Annotated in this window: 19 protein-coding genes and 1 tRNA gene; 14 read left to right on the top strand and 6 right to left on the bottom strand. The window is 70.7% G+C overall.

Annotation, left to right across the window (positions count from 1 at the left end):
* From ACIPSA_RS10940 to ACIPSA_RS10925, 4 genes are all read right to left on the bottom strand, one after another.
* The coding region (locus ACIPSA_RS10940) for a 2-oxoacid:acceptor oxidoreductase family protein (RefSeq protein WP_402631633.1) at window positions 1-632 on the bottom strand (632 nt) is incomplete at its 3' end.
* A 239-nt stretch (window positions 633-871) separates the two neighbouring features.
* Complete coding sequence (locus ACIPSA_RS10935) at window positions 872-1,531, bottom strand: LuxR C-terminal-related transcriptional regulator (protein WP_402631772.1); 660 nt, start codon at window positions 1,529-1,531, stop codon at window positions 872-874.
* A 350-nt stretch (window positions 1,532-1,881) separates the two neighbouring features.
* A complete protein-coding gene (locus tag ACIPSA_RS10930; RefSeq protein ID WP_402631630.1) occupies window positions 1,882-3,249 on the bottom strand; it encodes a sensor histidine kinase in 1,368 nt (455 codons plus the stop codon).
* Window positions 3,250-3,360: 111 nt separating this feature from the next.
* Window positions 3,361-4,563 (bottom strand): sensor histidine kinase, encoded by a 1,203-nt coding sequence (locus ACIPSA_RS10925; protein WP_402631627.1) that lies wholly within the window; start codon window positions 4,561-4,563, stop codon window positions 3,361-3,363.
* Between the two features lie 199 nt (window positions 4,564-4,762).
* On the opposite strand from ACIPSA_RS10925, the gene ACIPSA_RS10920 reads away from it, so the two are divergent.
* The 12 genes from ACIPSA_RS10920 to ACIPSA_RS10865 all read left to right on the top strand — a co-directional run bounded on the left by ACIPSA_RS10920 (window position 4,763) and on the right by ACIPSA_RS10865 (window position 16,396).
* Window positions 4,763-5,167 carry an NADH-quinone oxidoreductase subunit A gene (locus ACIPSA_RS10920; RefSeq protein ID WP_402631624.1) on the top strand — a complete coding sequence of 135 codons (405 nt, stop codon included), beginning with the start codon at window positions 4,763-4,765 and terminating at the stop codon, window positions 5,165-5,167.
* Entirely contained in the window at window positions 5,158-5,826 is a 669-nt protein-coding gene (locus ACIPSA_RS10915) for an NADH-quinone oxidoreductase subunit B (protein WP_402631621.1), read from the top strand. Before ACIPSA_RS10920 ends, ACIPSA_RS10915 begins: the two co-directional genes overlap by 10 nt.
* Window positions 5,823-7,256, top strand: coding sequence for an NADH-quinone oxidoreductase subunit C (locus ACIPSA_RS10910; RefSeq protein WP_402631618.1), 1,434 nt, complete (start codon window positions 5,823-5,825; stop codon window positions 7,254-7,256). The genes ACIPSA_RS10915 and ACIPSA_RS10910 overlap by 4 nt, the downstream gene beginning before the upstream one ends.
* On the top strand, window positions 7,253-8,221 hold the full coding sequence (locus ACIPSA_RS10905; protein WP_402631615.1) for an NADH-quinone oxidoreductase subunit H: 969 nt from the start codon (window positions 7,253-7,255) through the stop codon (window positions 8,219-8,221). Before ACIPSA_RS10910 ends, ACIPSA_RS10905 begins: the two co-directional genes overlap by 4 nt.
* The gene (locus ACIPSA_RS10900; RefSeq protein WP_402631612.1) at window positions 8,221-8,772 is read left to right on the top strand and encodes a NuoI/complex I 23 kDa subunit family protein; all 552 of its coding nucleotides are present in this window, start codon (window positions 8,221-8,223) and stop codon (window positions 8,770-8,772) included. The genes ACIPSA_RS10905 and ACIPSA_RS10900 overlap by 1 nt, the downstream gene beginning before the upstream one ends.
* Window positions 8,769-9,380, top strand: a complete 612-nt coding sequence (locus ACIPSA_RS10895) for an NADH-quinone oxidoreductase subunit J (protein ID WP_402631609.1) — start codon at window positions 8,769-8,771, stop codon at window positions 9,378-9,380. The genes ACIPSA_RS10900 and ACIPSA_RS10895 overlap by 4 nt, the downstream gene beginning before the upstream one ends.
* Window positions 9,380-9,760, top strand: coding sequence for an NADH-quinone oxidoreductase subunit NuoK (gene nuoK / locus ACIPSA_RS10890; protein ID WP_402631606.1), 381 nt, complete (start codon window positions 9,380-9,382; stop codon window positions 9,758-9,760). Before ACIPSA_RS10895 ends, nuoK begins: the two co-directional genes overlap by 1 nt.
* Entirely contained in the window at window positions 9,757-11,751 is a 1,995-nt protein-coding gene (locus ACIPSA_RS10885; RefSeq protein ID WP_402631603.1) for an NADH-quinone oxidoreductase subunit L, read from the top strand. The genes nuoK and ACIPSA_RS10885 overlap by 4 nt, the downstream gene beginning before the upstream one ends.
* Before the next feature lie 6 nt (window positions 11,752-11,757).
* Window positions 11,758-13,386, top strand: a complete 1,629-nt coding sequence (locus ACIPSA_RS10880; RefSeq protein WP_402631600.1) for a NuoM family protein — start codon at window positions 11,758-11,760, stop codon at window positions 13,384-13,386.
* Window positions 13,383-14,906 (top strand): NADH-quinone oxidoreductase subunit N, encoded by a 1,524-nt coding sequence (locus tag ACIPSA_RS10875; protein WP_402631597.1) that lies wholly within the window; start codon window positions 13,383-13,385, stop codon window positions 14,904-14,906. The genes ACIPSA_RS10880 and ACIPSA_RS10875 overlap by 4 nt, the downstream gene beginning before the upstream one ends.
* Before the next feature lie 237 nt (window positions 14,907-15,143).
* Window positions 15,144-16,007: a zinc metalloprotease HtpX gene (gene htpX / locus ACIPSA_RS10870; RefSeq protein ID WP_402631594.1), complete on the top strand. Its 864-nt coding sequence runs from the start codon at window positions 15,144-15,146 to the stop codon at window positions 16,005-16,007.
* The gene (locus ACIPSA_RS10865; protein WP_402631591.1) at window positions 16,004-16,396 is read left to right on the top strand and encodes a YccF domain-containing protein; all 393 of its coding nucleotides are present in this window, start codon (window positions 16,004-16,006) and stop codon (window positions 16,394-16,396) included. Before htpX ends, ACIPSA_RS10865 begins: the two co-directional genes overlap by 4 nt.
* 322 nt (window positions 16,397-16,718) lie before the next feature.
* Here the strand turns inward: ACIPSA_RS10865 and ACIPSA_RS10860 are convergent, their stop codons facing one another.
* Window positions 16,719-17,978 carry an APC family permease gene (locus ACIPSA_RS10860; protein WP_402631589.1) on the bottom strand — a complete coding sequence of 420 codons (1,260 nt, stop codon included), beginning with the start codon at window positions 17,976-17,978 and terminating at the stop codon, window positions 16,719-16,721.
* Window positions 17,979-18,168: 190 nt separating this feature from the next.
* On the opposite strand from ACIPSA_RS10860, the gene ACIPSA_RS10855 reads away from it, so the two are divergent.
* Window positions 18,169-18,435 (top strand): GlsB/YeaQ/YmgE family stress response membrane protein, encoded by a 267-nt coding sequence (locus ACIPSA_RS10855; protein ID WP_402631586.1) that lies wholly within the window; start codon window positions 18,169-18,171, stop codon window positions 18,433-18,435.
* Between the two features lie 97 nt (window positions 18,436-18,532).
* Here ACIPSA_RS10855 and ACIPSA_RS10850 read toward each other — a convergent pair whose 3' ends face one another.
* Complete coding sequence (locus ACIPSA_RS10850) at window positions 18,533-19,021, bottom strand: YajQ family cyclic di-GMP-binding protein (RefSeq protein ID WP_369224607.1); 489 nt, start codon at window positions 19,019-19,021, stop codon at window positions 18,533-18,535.
* A gap of 225 nt (window positions 19,022-19,246) precedes the next feature.
* Between ACIPSA_RS10850 and ACIPSA_RS10845 the strand changes: the two genes are divergently transcribed.
* Window positions 19,247-19,328 (top strand) — tRNA-Tyr (locus tag ACIPSA_RS10845).
* The last annotated feature ends 180 nt before the right edge of the window (window positions 19,329-19,508 follow it).

Here is a 19,508-nt window from a genome sequence, read left to right as displayed (position 1 = left end):
TTCAGGAACTTCTCCGTCCCCTCCGTCGGACGGTGGTACATCCAGCTCAGCAGACCCAGCGCGAACATGTTCTTGCTGCGCTCGGCCTCCTTGCGGGACAGGTCGAACTCCTTCAGCGCCTCCACCGTCAGCGTCGTCAACGGCACCGGGTGCAGGCTGTACCCGTCGAGGGAGCCGTCCTCCAGCGGGCTGGTCTCGTAGCCGACCTTCTGCATGGCCCGCTTGGTGAACTCGTCCGTGTTCACGATGATCTCCGCGCCGCGCGGCAGATCACCGATGTTCGCCTTCAGCGCCGCCGGGTTCATCGCGACCAGCACGTTCGGCGCGTCGCCCGGAGTCAGGATGTCGTGGTCGGCGAAGTGCAGCTGGAACGACGAGACACCCGGCAGAGTGCCTGCGGGAGCCCTGATCTCGGCGGGAAAATTCGGGAGCGTCGAGAGGTCGTTGCCGAAGGACGCCGTCTCCGACGTGAACCGGTCACCGGTGAGCTGCATACCGTCACCCGAGTCCCCCGCGAACCGGATGATCACCCGGTCGAGGCGCTTGACGCCCTTCGCACCACCCGGTTTGCGCTGTTCTCCCACGACGGCTTCGTCGGCGTGCTCCGCTGGGCTGCTGACCTGGCTGGTCACTGAACTGGACCTCCTTCGAGGCGGCTGTCCGGGCGTGGTCGTCCCACGGACCCTGCCAGGATCAACCCTACGTCGGTTAGGGTCGCCTTCCCTCGGCCGTTCGCATGATGGACGGCATTTTGAGACGACTCGTCGCCCTGACTTGTCATGATTTCCCGCCCCCCGGGGCTTTTTCTAGAGACGCTCCCCGCTTGTCGCTCGGTTCTCGTTCGGGACTACGCAGACACAGTGTCGGGCCATCAGGAGTTCAAGTAGGTGAGGACGGCCAGAACACGCCGGTGGTCCCCGTCGCTCGGCGACAGGCCCAACTTCAGGAAGATGTTGCTGACGTGCTTCTCCACGGCCCCGTCACTGACCACCAGCTGCTTGGCGACCGCCGAGTTCGTCCGCCCCTCGGCCATCAGCCCCAGGACCTCCCGTTCCCGCGGGGTGAGACCCGCGAGCACGTCCTGCTTGCGGCTGCGCCCGAGCAACTGGGCGACCACCTCCGGGTCCAGGGCCGTACCGCCCCGCGCCACCCGCACCACCGCGTCGACGAACTCCCGCACCTCGGCGACCCGGTCCTTGAGCAGATAGCCGACGCCGCGGCTGGAACCGGCCAGCAGTTCGGTGGCGTACCGCTCCTCCACGTACTGCGACAGCACCAGCACACCGAGACCGGGATGCGCCTTGCGCAGCCGCACCGCGGCCCGCACCCCCTCGTCGGTGTGCGTCGGCGGCATCCGTACGTCCGCCACGACGACGTCGGGCAGCATGTCCTGTGCGTCCAGGTCCGCGATGGTCTTGATCAGCGCCTCCGCGTCCCCGACCCCGCCGACGACCTCGTGCCCGCGATCGGTCAGCAACCGGGTCAGGCCCTCCCTGAGCAGCACTGAGTCCTCGGCGATGACCACGCGCACCCTGTCCTCCACGATCTCCCGGCCCCCCACAACCCGTCTTTCTCCCGCACCCTTTTCCGAGCCCTGCCGAACGAAAGTCCAGCATTCCAGCATTCGGACCGGACGGCGCCCGGGCAACGGGAATCGGGGCACGGCATGTCAGGTTCCGTGCCCTGGACGGCTTGTTCTCGATCATTCGGACGCGGCCTGGCCGCCCCGAGACGTCAGGACCATGGGCCGGAGGGACAGGGACAGGGACAGGGACGGGGACGGGGACAGGGACGGGGACAGGGACGGGGACAGGGACAGGGACGGGGACAGGGACAGGGACGGGGACAGGGGGAGGGATCAGGCCGCGCGGCCGCGCCCGGTCAGCGCCGCCAGGGCAGCTCCGCCGTGACCCGGGTGGGACCGCCCGACGGGGAATCCACCACCAGGATCCCGTCCACCGCGTCCAGCCGCTCGGCCAGCCCCGCCAGTCCCGAGCCCGCGGAGACGTCGGCTCCGCCCACCCCGTCGTCCACGACCTGAAGCATCAGCCGGTTGTCCGACTGCCACACGTCCACCGTGGCCCGGCGGGCCCGGGAGTGCTTGCTGATGTTCTGCAGCAGCTCGGAGACGGTGAAGTAGGCGATTCCTTCGATGGCCGGCGCCGGCCGCTGCGCGAGGTCGACCTCGACCTGTACCGGCACGGTGCAACGGGAGGCGACCGAGGAGAGCGCCGCGTCCAGCCCGCGGTCCGTGAGCACGGCCGGATGGATGCCGCGTGCCAGGTCCCGCAGCTCCTGCAGCGCCAGTTTCACCTCGCCGTGCGCCTCGTCGACCATCTGTGCCGCCGACCGCGGGTCCTCCGTCAGCTTCTCCTTCGCCAGCCCCAGATCCATGGCCAGCGCCACCAGGCGGGCCTGCGCCCCGTCATGGAGATCCCGCTCGATGCGCCGCAGGTCGGCGGCCGCCGTGTCGACCACGACCCCCCGGTCCGACTCCAGCTCCACCACCCGCGTCGCCAGCCGTGACGGCCCGAGCAGCTCCTGCACCAGCAGCCGGTCCACCAGCGTCAGCGCCCGCACGATCCACGGCGTGGCGAGGGTGAACAGGAGTCCGACCAGCGCGGTGACGGTGATCTCGAAGGGGTTGTCGAGGTACATGCTGTGGGTCTCGTCGCCGTACAGCTGAAAGCCGCCCTGGCCGGCGTACACGGGGTAGACCCAGAACCACAGCGGGTACGTCAGCAGCGCCCAGCCGAGCGTCCAGAAGTTCACCGCGACGACGAACGAGAACACCGCCCACGGGAACTGCAGCACCGTGTACAGCAGGTGCCGCCACGACGTGCCGCTCTTCAGCATCGCGCCCATCCAGGCCAGCGCGCCCGGCTTGCGCACCCGCAGCGGCTCCGGGGCGGCCACCTCCAGGCGGAGCAGCCCGCGTGCCCGCGCCCGCTCCAGCGCCCCGAAGCCGCGGCACCCGGCCAGCGCGGCCGCCAGCACCGGAATCCCGAGGAAGCTCAGCAGCAGGCCCACCCCGAGCGACATCGTCGTCACAGCGAACACGAACAGCAGGATGCTGATCGGGAAGCTGAGCAGGACGTAGCCGAACTCGCGCCAGCTGCGGGCCTCGAACGGCGCCCGCAGCACGGCGGGCAGCCCGTGCCGTCGCTCCCCCTCGTCCGCGTCCCGGAGACCGGGCCCGCTGTAGTGCCCGTACTCCTGCCCGTACTCCTGCCCGTACTCCGTCGCCATCGGCGTCGTCCGTTCTCCTCGTCCGGCGGCTGTCTTGCCGTACCCCCACACTGCTGCGTCGCAGGTCCGCGCACCATGGAGGCCGTCGGCCTCTTGCCCGGGGGGTTTTCCCTACCTCTTCCGGGGGGCCTCCGTCCGGTCCCGCCAGGGCAGCTCGGCGGTGACCGTGGTCGGGCCGCCGGGCGGGGAATCGACGACGAACAGCCCGTCGACGGCGCCCAGCCGCTCCGCCAGGCCGCGCATACCGCTACCGCCGTCCAGGCGCGCGCCTCCGCGGCCGTCGTCCCACACCTGTATGAGCAGCCGTTCGTCCGTCCGCCACACGTCGACCGAGGCGGACCTCGCCCCGCTGTGCTTGCTGATGTTCTGCAGCAGCTCGGAGACCGTGAAGTAGGCGATGCCCTCGATCGCGGCGGCCGGCCTCGACTCCAGGTCGGCCGTGACCTTCACCGGCACGGTGCAACGGGAGGCGACCGAGGAGAGCGCCGCGTCCAGCCCGCGGTCCGTGAGCACGGCCGGATGGATGCCGCGTGCCAGGTCCCGCAGCTCCTGCAGCGCCAGCTTCACCTCGCCGTGCGCCTCCTCGACCATCACCGCGGCCGAATCGGGGTCCTCGAGCAGCTTCTCCTTGGCCAGGCCCAGCCCCATCGCCAGGTTGACCAAGCGGGCCTGTGCCCCGTCGTGCAGATCGCGCTCGATGCGCCGCAGGTCGGCGGCCGCCGTGTCCACCACGACCCCGCGATCGGACTCCAGTTCGGCGATACGGCGTTCCAGCTCGTCGGAGGGCGACAGCAGCCCGCGCACCATCACCCGGTCCACGTTCGCCAGGCCCCGCACGACGAACGGCAGCACCGGCCACAGCACGAACAGCCCGGTCACCACGGTGACGAACGTGAGGATGCCCCACGGCAGCCGGATGAGGTCGTACAGCAGCGTCCGCCAGCCCACCGGGTCCTTCAGCGCCATCCACAGCCGCTGCAGCAGCCCGCCGCTCCTGGCGAGCGGCAACGGGCTCGGCTCCTCCACCCGCACCCCGAGCAGCCGCCGGGCCCGCGCCCGCTCCAGCTTCCCCAGCCGCCGCGCACCCAGCAGCACGGCCGCGAGCAGCGGGAAGCCGACCACGGTGAGCGTCAGCATGCCGCTGACGAACACCGCGGTGACTACGTACCAGAAGCCGAACAGCGCCACCGGCAGGTTCACCAGGAGATGCGCGATCTCCTTCCAGGTCTGTGCGTCGTAGGCGAAACGGGCCGGTGGCAGGTGTTCGTCGCCGTCGGCGCGCGCGATGCCGGCGGAGGGGGAGGCAGCGGTCATACCGGTTAGCGTGCCGTGCGCCGAGCGATGGCGCCATGAAGTTCGCCGCCGCGGTCTCCTGGGGAAAACCCCACCCTGCTGTCTCATGCAGTGACAGGCTGCTTACGGTCTCTTTATCAGGGCCTAGACTCCCGTGCGTACAGATCGTCGAATCAAGAGTTAACTGGGGTCACCAGGTCAGGGAGCGAAGGGGCGGACGTTGCGGGAGACGTTGGGGGGCTCGACCGCCGTCGCGGCGGACTACTTCCAGTCCTATTCGGTCGTAGGACTGCTTGCTCTTATGGGCGTGCTCTTCGTCGGGGTCGCCTTCGGCGCGGGACGGCTGCTGCGGCCGGTCGTCCCCACGCCAGAGAAACTGCTGACATACGAGTGCGGCGTGGACCCTGTAGGTGAGGGCTGGGCACACACCCAGGTCCGCTACTACGTCTACGCCTTCCTGTACGTGATCTTCGCGATCGACTCGGTCTTCCTGTTCCCCTGGGCGACGGTCTTCGCCGCCCCCGGCTACGGCGCGACCACGCTCGTGGAGATGTTCATCTTCCTCGGCTTCCTGGCCGTGGGCCTTCTCTACGCATACAAGAAGGGGGTCCTGGCATGGACGTGACGAACGCGACGGACGTGACGAACGCGACGGACGTGACGCCAGAAGCGACTCCTTCGCCCGCTCCCGTGACCGCCGAGCCGGTGCTGCTCCCGGAGCCGAAGCGGCTGGGCGCGCTCGCCCGCCTGGCTCCCGAGCCCATGAAAGTGGTCCTGAACTGGGGCCGCCGCTACTCGCTCTGGGTCTTCAACTTCGGCCTCGCCTGCTGCGCGATCGAGTTCATCGCCGCGTCGATGGCCCGCCACGACTTCATCCGGATGGGCGTGATCCCGTTCGCTCCGGGCCCCCGCCAGGCCGACCTCATGGTCGTCTCGGGCACGGTCACGGACAAGATGGCGCCCGCGGTGAGGCGCCTGTACGAGCAGATGCCCGAACCGAAGTACGTCATCTCCTTCGGCGCCTGCTCCAACTGCGGCGGCCCCTACTGGGACTCGTACTCCGTCACCAAGGGCGTCGACCAGATCATCCCGGTGGACGTCTACGTCCCCGGTTGCCCGCCCCGCCCCGAGGCGCTGCTCCAGGGGATCCTCAAGCTCCAGGAGAAGATCGCCAGGGAGTCGCTGGAGGAGCGGTACGGCGCCACCGGCGTCCCGCGGCCTTCGGCAGCCGCGCTGCAGAGCCCCTTGGTGCAGCCGCCCGCCGCCGAGGGGGCCGCGCGATGACCACGGTCGGCTGGCTGCCCGCCCCCGTCGAAGAACTCTTCGGTACGGAGGCCACGGCCGAGGAGTCGTACGAGGTCCTGACGGTGGACGTCCCGCCGTCCTCCTGGCTCACCGCCCTGGAGACGGCCCGTACGACCCTGTCCTGCACCTACTTCGACTGGCTGAGCGCGGTCGACGAACCGGGCACGGGCTTCCGCGTCTCGGCGCACGTAGTCGCCCTGTCCCCGGTCCGCCGCCTGCTGCTCCGCACCACGGTCCCGCACGAGGCCCCGGCCCTCGCCTCCGCCGTCGGCGTCTACGCCGGTGCGGGCTGGCACGAACGCGAGACGCACGAAATGTTCGGCGTCCACTTCGAGGGCCACCCCGCCCTGGACCACCTCCTCCTCCCGGAGACCTTCGAGGGCCACCCCCTGCGCAAGGACTTCGTCCTCGCGGCACGCGTCGCCAAGGCCTGGCCCGGTGCCAAGGAACCGGGCGAGTCCGAGCACGGCGGCCCCAAGCGCCGCCAGATGCTGCCGCCGGGCGTCCCCGACCCCAACGAGTGGGGCCCCCTCAAGGGCCAACTCCCACCTGCCCCGGCCCGCCCGGCCCGGGCCGCGGGCCGAGCCGGTGCCGGGGAGCGTCCGGCCCGCGCTGCCGGTGCCGGTGCCGCGGGGGAGCGGCCGGTACGGCGCGCGCGTACGGCGGCGGAGGGATCGGTCAGTCAGGCCTCGGCTGCGGGCGCCCCGGCTGCGGGCGCCCCAGCTGCGGAGACGGCTGCCGGGGCTGCTCCGGCGAGTGCCCCGCGTCGGGCCCGGAGTGCCAGTGCGGGCTCTGCCTCGCAGCGTACGGAGGCGCCCGCGCCGGAGGCGGGGGCCGCGGGGGCCACGCCTCCAGCGGGGCCGCGTCGGGCGCGCAGTGCCTCGGAGGGCTCTGCCTCGCAGCGCGCTCAGGGTGACGCGTCGGAGGAACCGCCAGCACCGGGTGCCACCACCCGGCCGTCCGCACGTCCCGCCGTTCCCCGCGGCTCGGACGCTCCCTGGCACCACGCCCGCCCGGCCTTCGACGAACCGGAGCCGAAGGCTGAGGCGGAACCCGCCGACGACCGACCCGGGACACCCACGAAGCCCGGTCCTGCGGAGCCCGATCCTGCGGAGCCCGGTCCTGCGGAGCCCGGCTTCGCGGAGCCCGGCCCCATGGAGGCGGTGTCCGAGTCACCCGCGCCGGTAGAGCCGACTTCCCCAAAGCCGACTTCCGAAGAGCCGGCCTCCGAAGAGTCGACCCCCGAAGAGTCGACCCCCGCGGAGCCGGCCTCAGATGAGTCGGCGCCACAGGAGCCGGCCCCTGACGAGCCCACTCCCGGAAAACCCACCGCCGAGGAGCAGCCGCCCACGGCCGCTCCCTCCCCTGAAGACCGCACCCGCGACGACCGCACCGGAGGCCCGCAGTGAACGGCGCGCTCGACGTCACCCTGCGACTCCTGGCCGTCTTCGTCGTCTTCCTCACCTTCCCCTTGATCGTCGGCCAGACCGAGCACAAGGTGATGGCCCACATGCAGGGCCGCCTCGGCCCGATGTACGCGGGCGGCTTCCACGGCTGGGCCCAGCTCATCGCGGACGGCGTGAAGTTCGCGCAGAAGGAGGACGTGGTCCCGGCGGGCGCGGACCGCCGCATCTTCCAGCTCGCCCCTGCGGTCGCCCTCCTTCCCTATCTGCTCGTCCTGCTCGCCATCCCGATCGGCCCTGGCGAGGGCGCGGTCGGACAGGTCCTCGACGCGGGCGTCTTCTTCGTGCTCGCGGTGATGGGCGTCGGCGTCCTCGGCTCGCTCATGGCCGGCTGGGCCAGCGCCAACAAGTTCTCCCTCCTCGGCGGCCTCCGCACCGCCGCGCAGCTCCTCGCCTACGAACTCCCGATGCTCCTCGCCGCCGCCTCGGTGGCGATGGCGGCCGGCACGGTCTCCCTCCCGGGCATCCTCGACGCCTTCCACTGGTGGTGGCTGCCCTGGCAGATCACCGGCGCGATCGTGTTCTTCGTGGCCGGTCTCGCGGAGCTCCAGCGGCCGCCCTTCGACATGCCCGTCGCCGACTCGGAGATCATCTTCGGCGCGTACACCGAGTACACCGGCCTCCGTTTCGCTCTGTTCCTCCTGGCCGAGTACGCCGGGATCATCGTCCTGTGCGGCCTGACCACCGTCCTCTTCCTGGGCGGCTGGCACGGCCCCTGGGGCGCCGACGGCCTCGGCTGGCTCTGGACCCTCCTGAAGACGGCGGTCCTCGCCTTCGTCGTCATCTGGCTCCGCGTCACCTACCCCCGCCTGCGCGAGGACCAGCTCCAGAAGCTCTCCTGGACCCTCCTCGTCCCCCTCTCCCTCGCCCAGATCGCCCTCACCGGCATCGTCAAGGTGGTGATCTCGTAGTGGCCCCCATCCCCGGCTCCGGCCTCGCCAAAGGCCTGGCCGTCACCCTCCGCACGATGACGAAGAAGACGGTCACCGCTCAGTACCCGGACGTCCAGCCCGACCTCCCGCCCCGCACCCGTGGCGTCATCGGCCTGTTCGAGGAGAACTGCACGGTCTGCATGCTGTGCGCCCGCGAGTGCCCGGACTGGTGCATCTACATCGACTCCCACAAGGAGACGGTCCCGGCGGCGGCCCCTGGCGGCCGCGAGCGCAGCCGCAACGTCCTCGACCGCTTCGCCATCGACTTCTCCCTGTGCATGTACTGCGGTATCTGCATCGAGGTCTGTCCCTTCGACGCCCTGTTCTGGTCCCCGGAGTTCGAGTACGCCGAGACCGACATCCGCGAACTCACCCACGAGCGCGACAAGCTTCGCGAGTGGATGTGGACCGTCCCGGCCCCGCCGGCCCTCGACCCCGGCGCGGAGGAGCCGAAAGAACTCTCCGCCGCCCGCAAGACCGCGGAGAAGCTCGCGGCAGCGCAGGCCGAGCCTCAGGAGGGGGACGCGTGAGCCTCGCCGCCTCAACCCACGGCTTCCTCTCCCCGAACGGTGTCGAGATCGCCTTCCTCCTCGTCGGCCTGGTCACCTTCGGCGCCGCGCTCGTCACCGTCACCACCCGGCAACTGGTGCACGCCGCCCTGTGGCTCGTCGTCACCCTCGGCGGCCTGGCCGTCGAGTACCTCCTGCTCACCGCCGAGTTCATCGCCTGGGTGCAGGTCCTCATCTACGTCGGTTCCGTCGTCGTCCTCCTTCTCTTCGGTCTGATGCTCACCAGGGCCCCCATCGGCCGCTCCCCGGACGCCGACTCCGGCAACCGCTGGGCCGCCCTCACCGTGGCGGTCGCCGCCGCGGCCGCCCTGGTCTGGGTGGTCGTCGACGCCTTCCGCACGACCTGGATCGACCTGAGCGGCGCCGCCGCAGGGTCGACGAAGGTCACCGGCGAGAGCCTCTTCCAGAACTGGGTCCTCCCCTTCGAGGCCCTCTCCGTCCTCCTCCTCGCCGCCCTGGTCGGCGCGATCGTCCTGTCCCGCAAGGCGAAGGCGGACGCCACCACCCCGGCGGGCGGGCAGGTCCCCGGCACCCGCGGCGGCCAGGCAGCCAAGGAAGGTGTCCGCTGATGCACCTCGCCTATCCCGCCGTGCTCTCCGCCCTCCTCTTCTGCACCGGCCTGTACGGCGTCCTCGCCCGGCGCAACGCGATCCTGGTCCTGATGTCCGTCGAGCTCATGCTCAACGCCGTCAACCTCAACCTGGTCGCCTTCGACGTCTGGCTCAGCAAGGCCGCCCAGGAGACCCTGCACTCCGGCCAGGCCCTGACCCTGTTCACCATCGCCATCGCCGCCGCCGAGATCGGCATCGGCCTGGCGATCGTCCTGGCGGTCTACCGCAACCGCGGCACTTCCGACATCGACAGGCTCCGCGACACCGCCGAGGGGCGCGAGCCCGACGGCCTCGACAGCGACGCCCCCGCGGCCGAGAAGGCTGAGGCCACCGCGTGACCACGACCACCCTCGCCGTCCTCGTTCCCCTCCTGCCGTTCCTCGGTGCCGCGGCCGGCCTGCTGCTGGGCCGCACGGCCCCCGGCTTCGTCCGCCCGCTCGCGGTCCTGCCGACCTTCGCCTCGCTGGTGCTGGCCGTGCTGGTAGCCGTGCGCCAGGGCGCAGGCACGGCCATCACCGCCCACACCGAGCTCACGCCGACCGGCTCGATCCCGATCGAGCTGGCCCTCTACATCGACGGCTTCGCCGCGCTCGTCGCCGTACTGGTCGGCGTCGTCGCCACCTGCGTGCAGGTCTACTCGACCGGCTACCTGCGGGACGACCCCCGCTACCCCTCGTACGCCGCCCTCGTCTCCCTGTTCACCTCCGCGATGTTCCTGGTCGTCTACTCCGGCGACCTGATCGTGCTGCTGGTCGGCTGGGAAGTCATGGGCATCTGCTCCTACTTCCTGGTCGGCCACTACTGGGAGACCCCGGAGGCCCGCGCCGCCTCCATCAAGGCCTTCCTGGTCACCAAGCTCGGCGACGTCCCCTTCCTGATCGGCCTGTTCGCGCTGGCCACCGACGCCGGTTCCTTCCAGATCACCAAGGTGCTCGGGACCGTCGCGAGCGGCGGACTCGACCACCCGACCCTGATCGCCCTGCTGCTCCTGGCGGGTGTGGCGGGCAAGTCGGCGCAGTTCCCGCTGCACACCTGGCTTCCCGACGCGATGGCCGGCCCGACCCCCGTCTCCGCGCTGATCCACGCCGCGACGATGGTCGCCGCCGGTGTGTACTTCGTCGCCCGTCTCCTCCCCGTCTTCCAGGCCTCCTCGGCCGCGCTGGTCGTCCTCGCCGTCATGGCCGCCGTCACGATGGCCGGCTCCGCCCTCGCCGCGCTCGCCCAGGACGACATCAAGCGTGTCCTCGCCTACTCGACCATCGGCCAGCTCGGCTACATGACCGGCGCCCTCGCCGTCGGCGACCGCGGCGCCGCCGTCTTCCACCTCCTGTCGCACGGCGCCTTCAAGGCGCTGCTGTTCCTCGCGGCCGGCGTGATCATCCACGCTGCCGGCACCAACTCGCTCGCCGCCATGTCCCGCATGAGCCATCTGCGCGACCGTGTCCCGGACGCCTACTGGACGATGACCGTGGCGCTCCTCGCGCTCGCCGCGATCCCGCCGTTCAGCGGCTTCTTCTCCAAGGAGTCCGTCCTCGGCGCCGCCGAGCACGTCGCCACCGGCCACACGGCGCACGCTCCCGGCAGCGCGGGCTGGATCGTCCTCGTCGCCGGTCTGCTCACGGCCCTGCTCACCGCCGCGTACGCGACCCGCCTGTGGCTGCTGGCCTTCCGCGGGCGGGGCGCCGAGGCCCCGGACCACGGGAGACAGCCGCTGACGATGACCGTGGTGCTGTGGGTGCTCGCCGTCCCGTCACTCGCCCTCGGCGGGCTCACCTATCGCCTGCTTCCCGACTGGTTCGACGGCCGCGACCTGAACCCGACCCTCGTCACGTCGATCCTCGGCACGGGCCTCGCCCTGGTCGGTGTCCTCGTCACCTACGGCGCCTGGCAGCGCACCAGCGCACTGGCCGCCCGGACCCCTCTGGGTGCCGTCGCCGCTCATCCCGAGGGCGACGCCGGGCTCGTCGAGGCGGAGGCCATCGCCAGCCACAAGCCCGCCTACGGCGACGTCGCGTACGCGCCCGACCCGGCGGATCCCGGACGGCTGCTGCTCGGCCCGCTGCACCGGCACGCGGCCGTCGGCTTCCACCTGGACGCCGTGTACGCGACGCTGTTCGTCCGCCCGGTCCAGGCCGGAGCGAGTCTCGTCCAGTTCCTCGACCGCGAGGTCGTCGACACCTACGTACGCGGTGCGGCCGCGCTGCCCCGACTGCTCGGGGCCGCCGTGCGGCGTGCCCAGACCGGCAATGTGCAGACCTATGTGAGCGCGCTGCTCGCCGGCTCCGTCGTCCTGGCGGTCGCCGTCCTCCTCGTCGCCACGGGAGCGTGAGCAGGCGTGATCGATATCAACGAGTCCGTGATGCAGTTCCTTCTGGCATTCGTCGTCGTCGGCCCGCTCCTCGGCGCCGTCGCCGCTCTGCTGCCCGCCCCGCCCGGACTGAAGGGCAAGTCCCCCGAGCAGGCCGTGCTGCGGCACGGCGTGACCGTCACCGGCGCGATCCTCATCGCCGCGATCGCCCTGGTGCTCGGCTTCGACCACGACCAGCCGTCGAAGATGCAGGCCACGACCGACATCAGCTGGATCCCCGCACTCGACGTGCGGATCCACCTCGGCATCGACGGCATCTCCCTCCCCCTTCTGGTCCTGACCGCGCTGCTGACCTTCCTCTGCGCGCTCTACTCCTACTTCAAGATGCCTGCGGGCCCGAGCCCGAAGGCCTTCGTCGCGCTGCTGCTCGTCCTCGAGTCCGGCACCCTCGCGGCCTTCGCCGTCCTCGACCTGCTGCTGTTCTTCCTCGCGTTCGAGATGGTGCTCATCCCGATGTACTTCCTCATCGCCCGCTGGGGCGGTGCGGGCCGGACCCAGGCCGCCTGGAAGTTCATCCTGTTCACGCTGCTCGGGTCCGTCGTCATGCTGCTCGGCCTGCTCCTGATCGGAATCAAGGCGGGCACATTCGACATGGTGGCACTCGCCACTGACAACGGCCGGTCGCTGACCACATCCGTGCAGGTCATCGCGGTTTTGGCGATCGGGATCGGGCTCGCGGTCAAGACGCCGATGTGGCCGCTGCACAGCTGGCTGCCGGACGCCCACACCTCCGCCCCGACCGTGGGTTCGGTCCTGCTGGCCGGTGTGCTGCTGAAGATGGGTACGTACGGTTTCGTCCGGATCCTGCTGCCGATCGCGCCGGACGGCTTCCACACCTTCGCGCCCTACCTCGCCGCCTTCGCCGTCGTCGGGATCATCTACGGATCCCTCGCCTGCCTCGCCCTCGCCAAGCAGGGCGCGAAGGGCGATCTGAAGCGGCTCATCGCCTACTCCTCCGTCGGCCACATGGGCTTCGTCCTGCTCGGCATCGCGACCATGACCCCGACCGGCGTGAACGGCGCGCTGTTCGCCAACATCGCCCACGGCCTCATCACCGGCCTCCTCTTCTTCCTGGTCGGCGCGCTGAAGGACCGCACGGGCACGACCGACCTCGACGCCCTCTCCCTCCCGTCGCCCGACCACCGCCCCTCAACGAGCGGCTCCGCCGCGCCGAATCATTTCCAGACGGGCGCCGCGCTGTACGGCAAGGCCCCGCGTATGGGCGGCCTACTGGCCTTCGCCGCGGTCGCCTCGCTCGGCCTGCCCGGCCTGGCCGGGTTCTGGGGCGAGATGCTGGCCCTCTTCGGCGCGTTCAACCCCGCGGCCGACCTCAGCCGGCCCGCGTTCCTCACGTTCATGTCCATCGCCGCGTTCGGCACGCTGCTGACGGCCGCGTACATGCTCGTCGTGGTCCGCCGCGTCTGCATGGGCGCCGTACCGCAGGACATGCCGAAGCTCGCCGACGTACACACGTACGAGTTCGCGGCCTGGACGCCGCTCGTCGCCCTCACCGTCGTCGCCGGACTGTGGCCCAAGGTCCTCCTCGGCCTCACCGATCCGGCTGTGCAGCAGCTCCTCGCAGGAGGCACCCGATGAGCGCCCTGGCCCAGCCGCTGGCCCAGTCGGCGGTCCAGTCCGTCGACTGGCTCGCCATCGCCCCGCCCACCGCCGCGGCGGTCGTCGCACTCGCCGTCCTCGTCGCTGACCTGTTCGTGCCCGACGCCAGGAAGGCGGTCCTCGGCTGGGTCTCCGTCGCGGGACTCGCCGTCTCGGCCCTCCTGCTGCTGCCGCTCCTGGACGGCGACCGCAGCACGTTCTGCCTGACCGGCGACCCGCACGTGTGCAGCTACACGGCCGACCGGTTCACCCTCGTCATCCAGTTCCTCGTCCTCGGCGGCGCCCTCCTCGCGGCCCTGCTGTCGGTCACCGCGCTGAAGGACGCGCGCCGGAACATCCCCGAAGGCGAGTTCTGGTTCCTGCTGCTGTCCTCGGCATCGGGCGCCGCCCTGCTGCCCGCCTCCCGCGACCTCGCGACCCTCGTCGTGGCCCTGGAAGTCGCCTCCCTGCCCGCGTTCGCCCTCGTCGGCATCCGGCACGGCGACCGGAAGTCCTCCGAAGCGGCCCTGAAGTTCTTCCTGTCGTCGGTCACCGCCACCGCGGTCAGCCTGATGGGCATCAGCTTCGTGTACGCCTCCACGGGCACCCTCTACCTGACCCAGGTCGCCGACCGGATCCAGCACGTCCCCGGGCAGCTCCACACCCTCGCCCAGGCCGGAGTCGTCCTCACTCTCGTCGGCTTCGCCTTCAAGACGGCCGCCGTCCCCTTCCACTTCTGGGTGCCCGACACCTATGTGGGAGCCCCGCTCCCCGTCGCCGCCTACCTGTCGGTCGTCGGCAAGGCGGTCGGCTTCTCCGGCCTGATCCTCGTCACCGTCGTCGCCCTTCCCTCGTACGGCGACGTCTGGGGTCCCGCCCTCGCCGCGCTGGCCGCCCTCACCATGACCGTCGGCAACGTCGGCGCCCTGCGGCAACAGGCCACGCGCGCGTACAGCGCGGTACGGCTGCTCGCCTGGTCCTCCGTGGGCCAGGCCGGCTACCTCCTGGTGCCGATCGCCGCCGCGGGATACGTCAAGGACCCCCAGAAGGCGATCGGTTCCACCGTCGCGTACGCCCTCATGTACGGCGCCGTGAACCTCGGCGCCTTCGCGGTGGCCGCCGTGGTGGGCCGTACGAAGTCCCTCAACCGCATCTCGGACTACCGGGGGCTTTACGCGTCGAACCCCCTGGCCGCCCTGATCCTGGCCTTCTTCCTGCTGTGCCTCGCCGGGTTGCCGCCGGGCATCATCGGCCTCTTCGCGAAGGTCACCGTCTTCTCCGCGGCCGTCGACGCGGGCCTCGGCTGGCTGGCCGTGGTCATGGCCGTCAACGTGGTGATTGCCCTCTTCTACTACCTCCAGTGGACGGCCCTGCTGTTCCGCGCCCCCGAGGGCGAGCCCGCGAAGCACCGCGTCCCCGCCCCGCTCACGGCCGCGATCACCCTCACCGCCGTCCTAGGCGTCGCCCTGTCCGGAGCGCCCCAGCTGGTGCTGCGCTTCGCGGCCACCGGCCTGTTCTGAGGCCTCCACGCGCGCGTGGGACACCCGGCCCCGCGCGCGCGTGCCGCCCACGGTCGCCGACACCCGAACAGCCCACCCGCGCGGCCGCACGCACAAGGGAACTAGTGGTTGCCGCCTGGCGTTGACCAGTGCGGGAGGGTCCACTGGACGTGACACCACGGCACCAGTGGCTTCGAAGATCAGTAAGCAGATCAGCAAGCAAAGGGTTCCCCTGCTGCACCACTTGGAGGGCGTACCGTGCACCGCCGGCACAACGGGCTCAGGACGGCAGTTCTCCTCGGGGGACTGTCCGCACTCATCATCGTCATCGGCAGCTTCTTCGGCCGCACGGGGCTGATCGTCGCCGTCCTGGTCGCGCTTGGCACCAACGCGTACGCGTACTGGAACAGCGACAAGCTGGCGCTACGCGCGATGCGTGCACGCCCGGTGAGCGAGTTCGAGGCCCCCGCCCTCTACCGCATGGTCCGTGAGCTCTCCACCCAGGCCCGCCAGCCCATGCCCCGCCTGTACATCTCCCCGACGGAAGCGCCGAACGCCTTCGCGACGGGCCGCAACCCGCGCAACGCCGCCGTGTGCTGCACGGAAGGCATCCTGCGCATCCTGGACGAGCGCGAGCTGCGCGGCGTGATCGGCCACGAGCTCAGCCACGTCTACAACCGCGACATCCTCATCTCGTCGGTCGCCGGAGCCCTCGCCTCGGTGATCATGTTCCTGGTCAACTTCGCCTGGCTCATCCCGATCGGCCGCTCCGACGACGACGACGGCCCCGGCATCCTCGGCCTGCTGCTGATCATGATCCTGGGTCCGCTCGCCGCCAGCGTCATCCAACTCGCCATCAGCCGCTCCAGGGAGTACGAGGCCGACGCATCGGGCGCCCAGCTCACCGGCGACCCGCTCGCTCTCGCCGGCGCCCTGCGCAAGCTGGACGCCGGCACCAAGCAGCTCCCGCTGCCTCCCGAGCCCCGGATCGAGACAGCGAGCCACATGATGATCGCGAACCCCTTCCGGCCGGGCCAGGGACTGTCCAAGATGTTCTCGACGCACCCGCCGATGGCGGACCGAATCGCCCGACTCGAGAAGATGGCAGGTCGCAACCGGTGAAGACCATCCTGAATGTCATTTGGCTCGTCCTGAGCGGATTCTGGCTGTTTCTCGCGTATCTGCTGGCGGGCGTACTGCTGTGCCTCACGATCATCGGCATCCCGTTCGGCATAGCGGCCTTCCGCATCGGCGTCTACGCCCTGTGGCCCTTCGGATACACGACGGTCGAGCGCCGTGACGCCGGAGCCGCCTCCTGCATCGGCAACGTCCTGTGGCTGATCCTCGCGGGCTGGTGGCTGGCCATCGCCCACATCGTCACGGGCATCGCCCTGTGCCTCACGATCATCGGCATCCCGTTCGGTATCGCCAACTTCAAGCTGATCCCGGTCTCCCTGCTGCCGCTGGGACGCGAGATCGTGCCCACGGACCAGCCGTTCGCGGCGCGCTGACCGCACGCGGCCTTCCCGGCCGGCCAGGTCACCAGCGGGGCTGTTCCCGGCCCGTCACCAGCCGATCGTTCCCGACCGACACCGACCGGCCGCTCCCCGCAGGTTTTCCACACATCCGCTGTTGTCCACAGGCCCGCCCGATTGTCAGCGCCGGCCTGCACCATGAAGCCATGACCGAGATCGAGCAGCCGCCGACACGGGCGGCTTCCCAGTCCCGCGCTCCCCGTCCATGGGGCCGGCCTTCACCACCCGCACCCGGCGACGCGGCCATATCCAGCCGAGCGGAGCCGGGCGCGCGCCGGGAAGCCGTCCTCACGCCTTCCTATCGGGCACCCGCCCACAGCCGTACGCCGTAGGCCCCGGCGCCCACCGCCAGCACACCCGCCCCGACGGCCACCGCGGCCGCCGGCAGCGCGAACGCCAGTGTCACGCACCCCAGCAGCCCCATCGCCGGCACGGCGCGCGACAGCGGAGCCGGGCTCAGCGTCCAGGCCGAGGCGTTGGCCACCGCGTAATAGGCCAGCACACCGAAGGAGGAGAAGCCGATGGCACCCCGTACGTCCACCGTCGCGGCCAGCACGGCGACGACCGTGCCGACGGCCAGCTCCGCCCGGTGCGGGACCCGGAAGCGCGGATGCACCGCGGCCAGGGCCTTGGGCAGATGGCGGTCGCGGGCCATCGCCAGCGTCGTCCGGGACACACCCAGGATCAGCGCGAGCAGCGACCCCAGCGCGGCCACCGCGGCTCCCACCCGCACCACGGGCTCCAGCCCCGGCACTCCGGCCGCCCTCACCGCGTCGGCCAGCGGCGCGCTCGCGTGCCCGAGAGCCTCCGCGCCGAGCACGGAGAGGACGGCGACGGCCACGCACGCGTACACCGCCAGCGCGATACCGAGGGCCAGGGGGATCGCGCGCGGAATGGTGCGTGCCGGATCCCGTACCTCCTCACCCAGGGTCGCGATCCGCGCGTACCCGGCGAACGCGAAGAACAGCAGACCCGCCGCCTGAAGCAGCCCGCCCACGCCCGACGAGACCCCGACGTCCAGCCGGCCGGCATCGGACTGCCCGGAGCCGAGGCACACCACCACGACGGAAGCGAGGACCGCCAGCACCACAGCCACGATCACCCGCGTCAGCCAGGCGGACTTCTGGACGCCGCCGTAGTTCACCGCGGTCAGCGCCACCACGGCCGCGACGGCCACCGCGTGCGCCTGTTCCGGCCAGACGTACGTCCCCACAGTCAGCGCCATGGCCGCGCAGGAGGCTGTCTTCCCGACGATGAACGACCAGCCCGCGAGGTACCCCCAGAAGTCCCCGAGCCGCTCGCGCCCGTACACGTACGTGCCGCCCGATGCCGGATACAGGGCGGCCAGCCGCGCCGAGGACGTGGCGTTGCAGTAGGCCACCAGGGCCGCGAGGGCCAGCCCGGCGAGCAGCCCCGATCCGGCCGCCCGCGCCGCGGGCCCCAGAGCGGAGAAAACCCCTGCCCCGATCATCGAGCCCAGGCCGACGACCACGGCGTCCCGCACCCCGAGGGTGCGTCGCAGGCCGGATTCGGAGGGTCCGGATTCGGGGGGTGTCATGCGCCGCACCCTACTGATCCCTGCAACCGCCCGGTGCCCCCATGACGTCTTCTTCGTCAGCACGGCACGAACACGCGCGCGACAGCGCTCCGGACCACGGCACGACACGGCCTGTGAAGCACAGCCGGCCCAGGCGTAAGTCGCAGGGCCGGGACGGTGCGGACACAGCGCGAGAGGGCAGGTTCACGGCATGAGCATCATCGGTTGGATCATCCTGGGACTGTTGGCCGGAGCCATCGCGAAATTCCTGCTGCCGGGCCGTGACCCGGGCGGCTTCATCGGAACGACGCTCATCGGAGTCGCGGGCGCCTTCATCGGGGGCTGGATAGCGGCCCACTGGCTGGACCATCCGATCACCAAGAACTTCTACGACGGCGCCACCTGGGCCGCCGCGATCGGTGGCTCGCTGGTCCTGCTGATCGTCTACCGCATCCTGTTCGGCAACTCGCGCGACTGAGCGCACCCCCTGACCGCAGCCAGCAGGCGAGAAGGGTGGGCACCACCGGGTGCCCACCCTTCCTCGTACTCGGCCTCCCTCGTGCTAGGCCGCGGGACTACCGGTAGTTCACGAACTGCAGCGCGAAGTCGAAGTCCTGCCCCTTCAGAAGGGTGATCACGGCCTGCAGGTCGTCGCGGCTCTTGGAGCTGACGCGCAGCTCGTCGCCCTGGACCTGGGCCTTCACGCCCTTCGGCCCCTCGTCGCGGATGATCTTCGCCACCTTCTTCGCGTTCTCCTGGGAGATGCCCTCCTCGATCGACGCGAAGATCTTGTACTCCTTGCCGGAAAGCTGGGGCTCGCCCGCGTCCAGCGCCTTCAGCGAGATGCCGCGCTTGATCAGCTTGGACTGGAAGACGTCGAGGATCGCCTTGACCCGCTCCTCGGAGTTGGCCTGCATCAGGATCTTCTCGCCGGACCAGGCGATCGAGGCGCCCACGCCCTTGAAGTCGTAGCGCTGCGAGACCTCCTTGGCGGCCTGGTTGAGTGCGTTGTCGACCTCCTGCCGCTCGACCTTCGAGACGATGTCGAAACTGGAGTCGGCCATGTCCTGTGGCTCCTTGTGTCCGTGTGCGTATCGGGTGCGTGTCGGCGGGCGCGGAGTGGCCGCCGAGCCCGGCACTGGGCCGGGCCGCATCCGCACCAGCCTAGCCACCCCGCGTCCGCCAGGCGCCGATCAATCGAGTGGCGAAGCACCCCTCCGTATCGGGTATTGTTTACGTCGTTGCCAGGGAACACCGCCGGAAAGCGGTTCGACGTGGCAGCAAACCCCGGCGGTGTGCCCGAGCGGCCAAAGGGAGCAGACTGTAAATCTGCCGGCTCAGCCTTCCCAGGTTCGAATCCTGGCGCCGCCACACTGGGGAAGACCCCCTCCACTCTGTGGAGGGGGTCTCTTTGTGTTCCGGCATGTAGCGAGCAGTCCGGTGCTCCGGCCCTCCGCCTGGAGCGGGGGTGCGTGATGATCTGTGTCACAGCGGGACGGGGTGGTCGGGACGCCGTCGTGGAGAGCCCGGTACGTCCGCTCCGTTCCGGGG

The organism is Streptomyces sp. NPDC086549 (assembly GCF_044746205.1).
Lineage (GTDB): Bacteria > Actinomycetota > Actinomycetes > Streptomycetales > Streptomycetaceae > Streptomyces.
The sequence above is the reverse complement of the archived record's forward strand: the minus strand, read 5'-3'. Positions and strand labels throughout refer to the sequence as shown.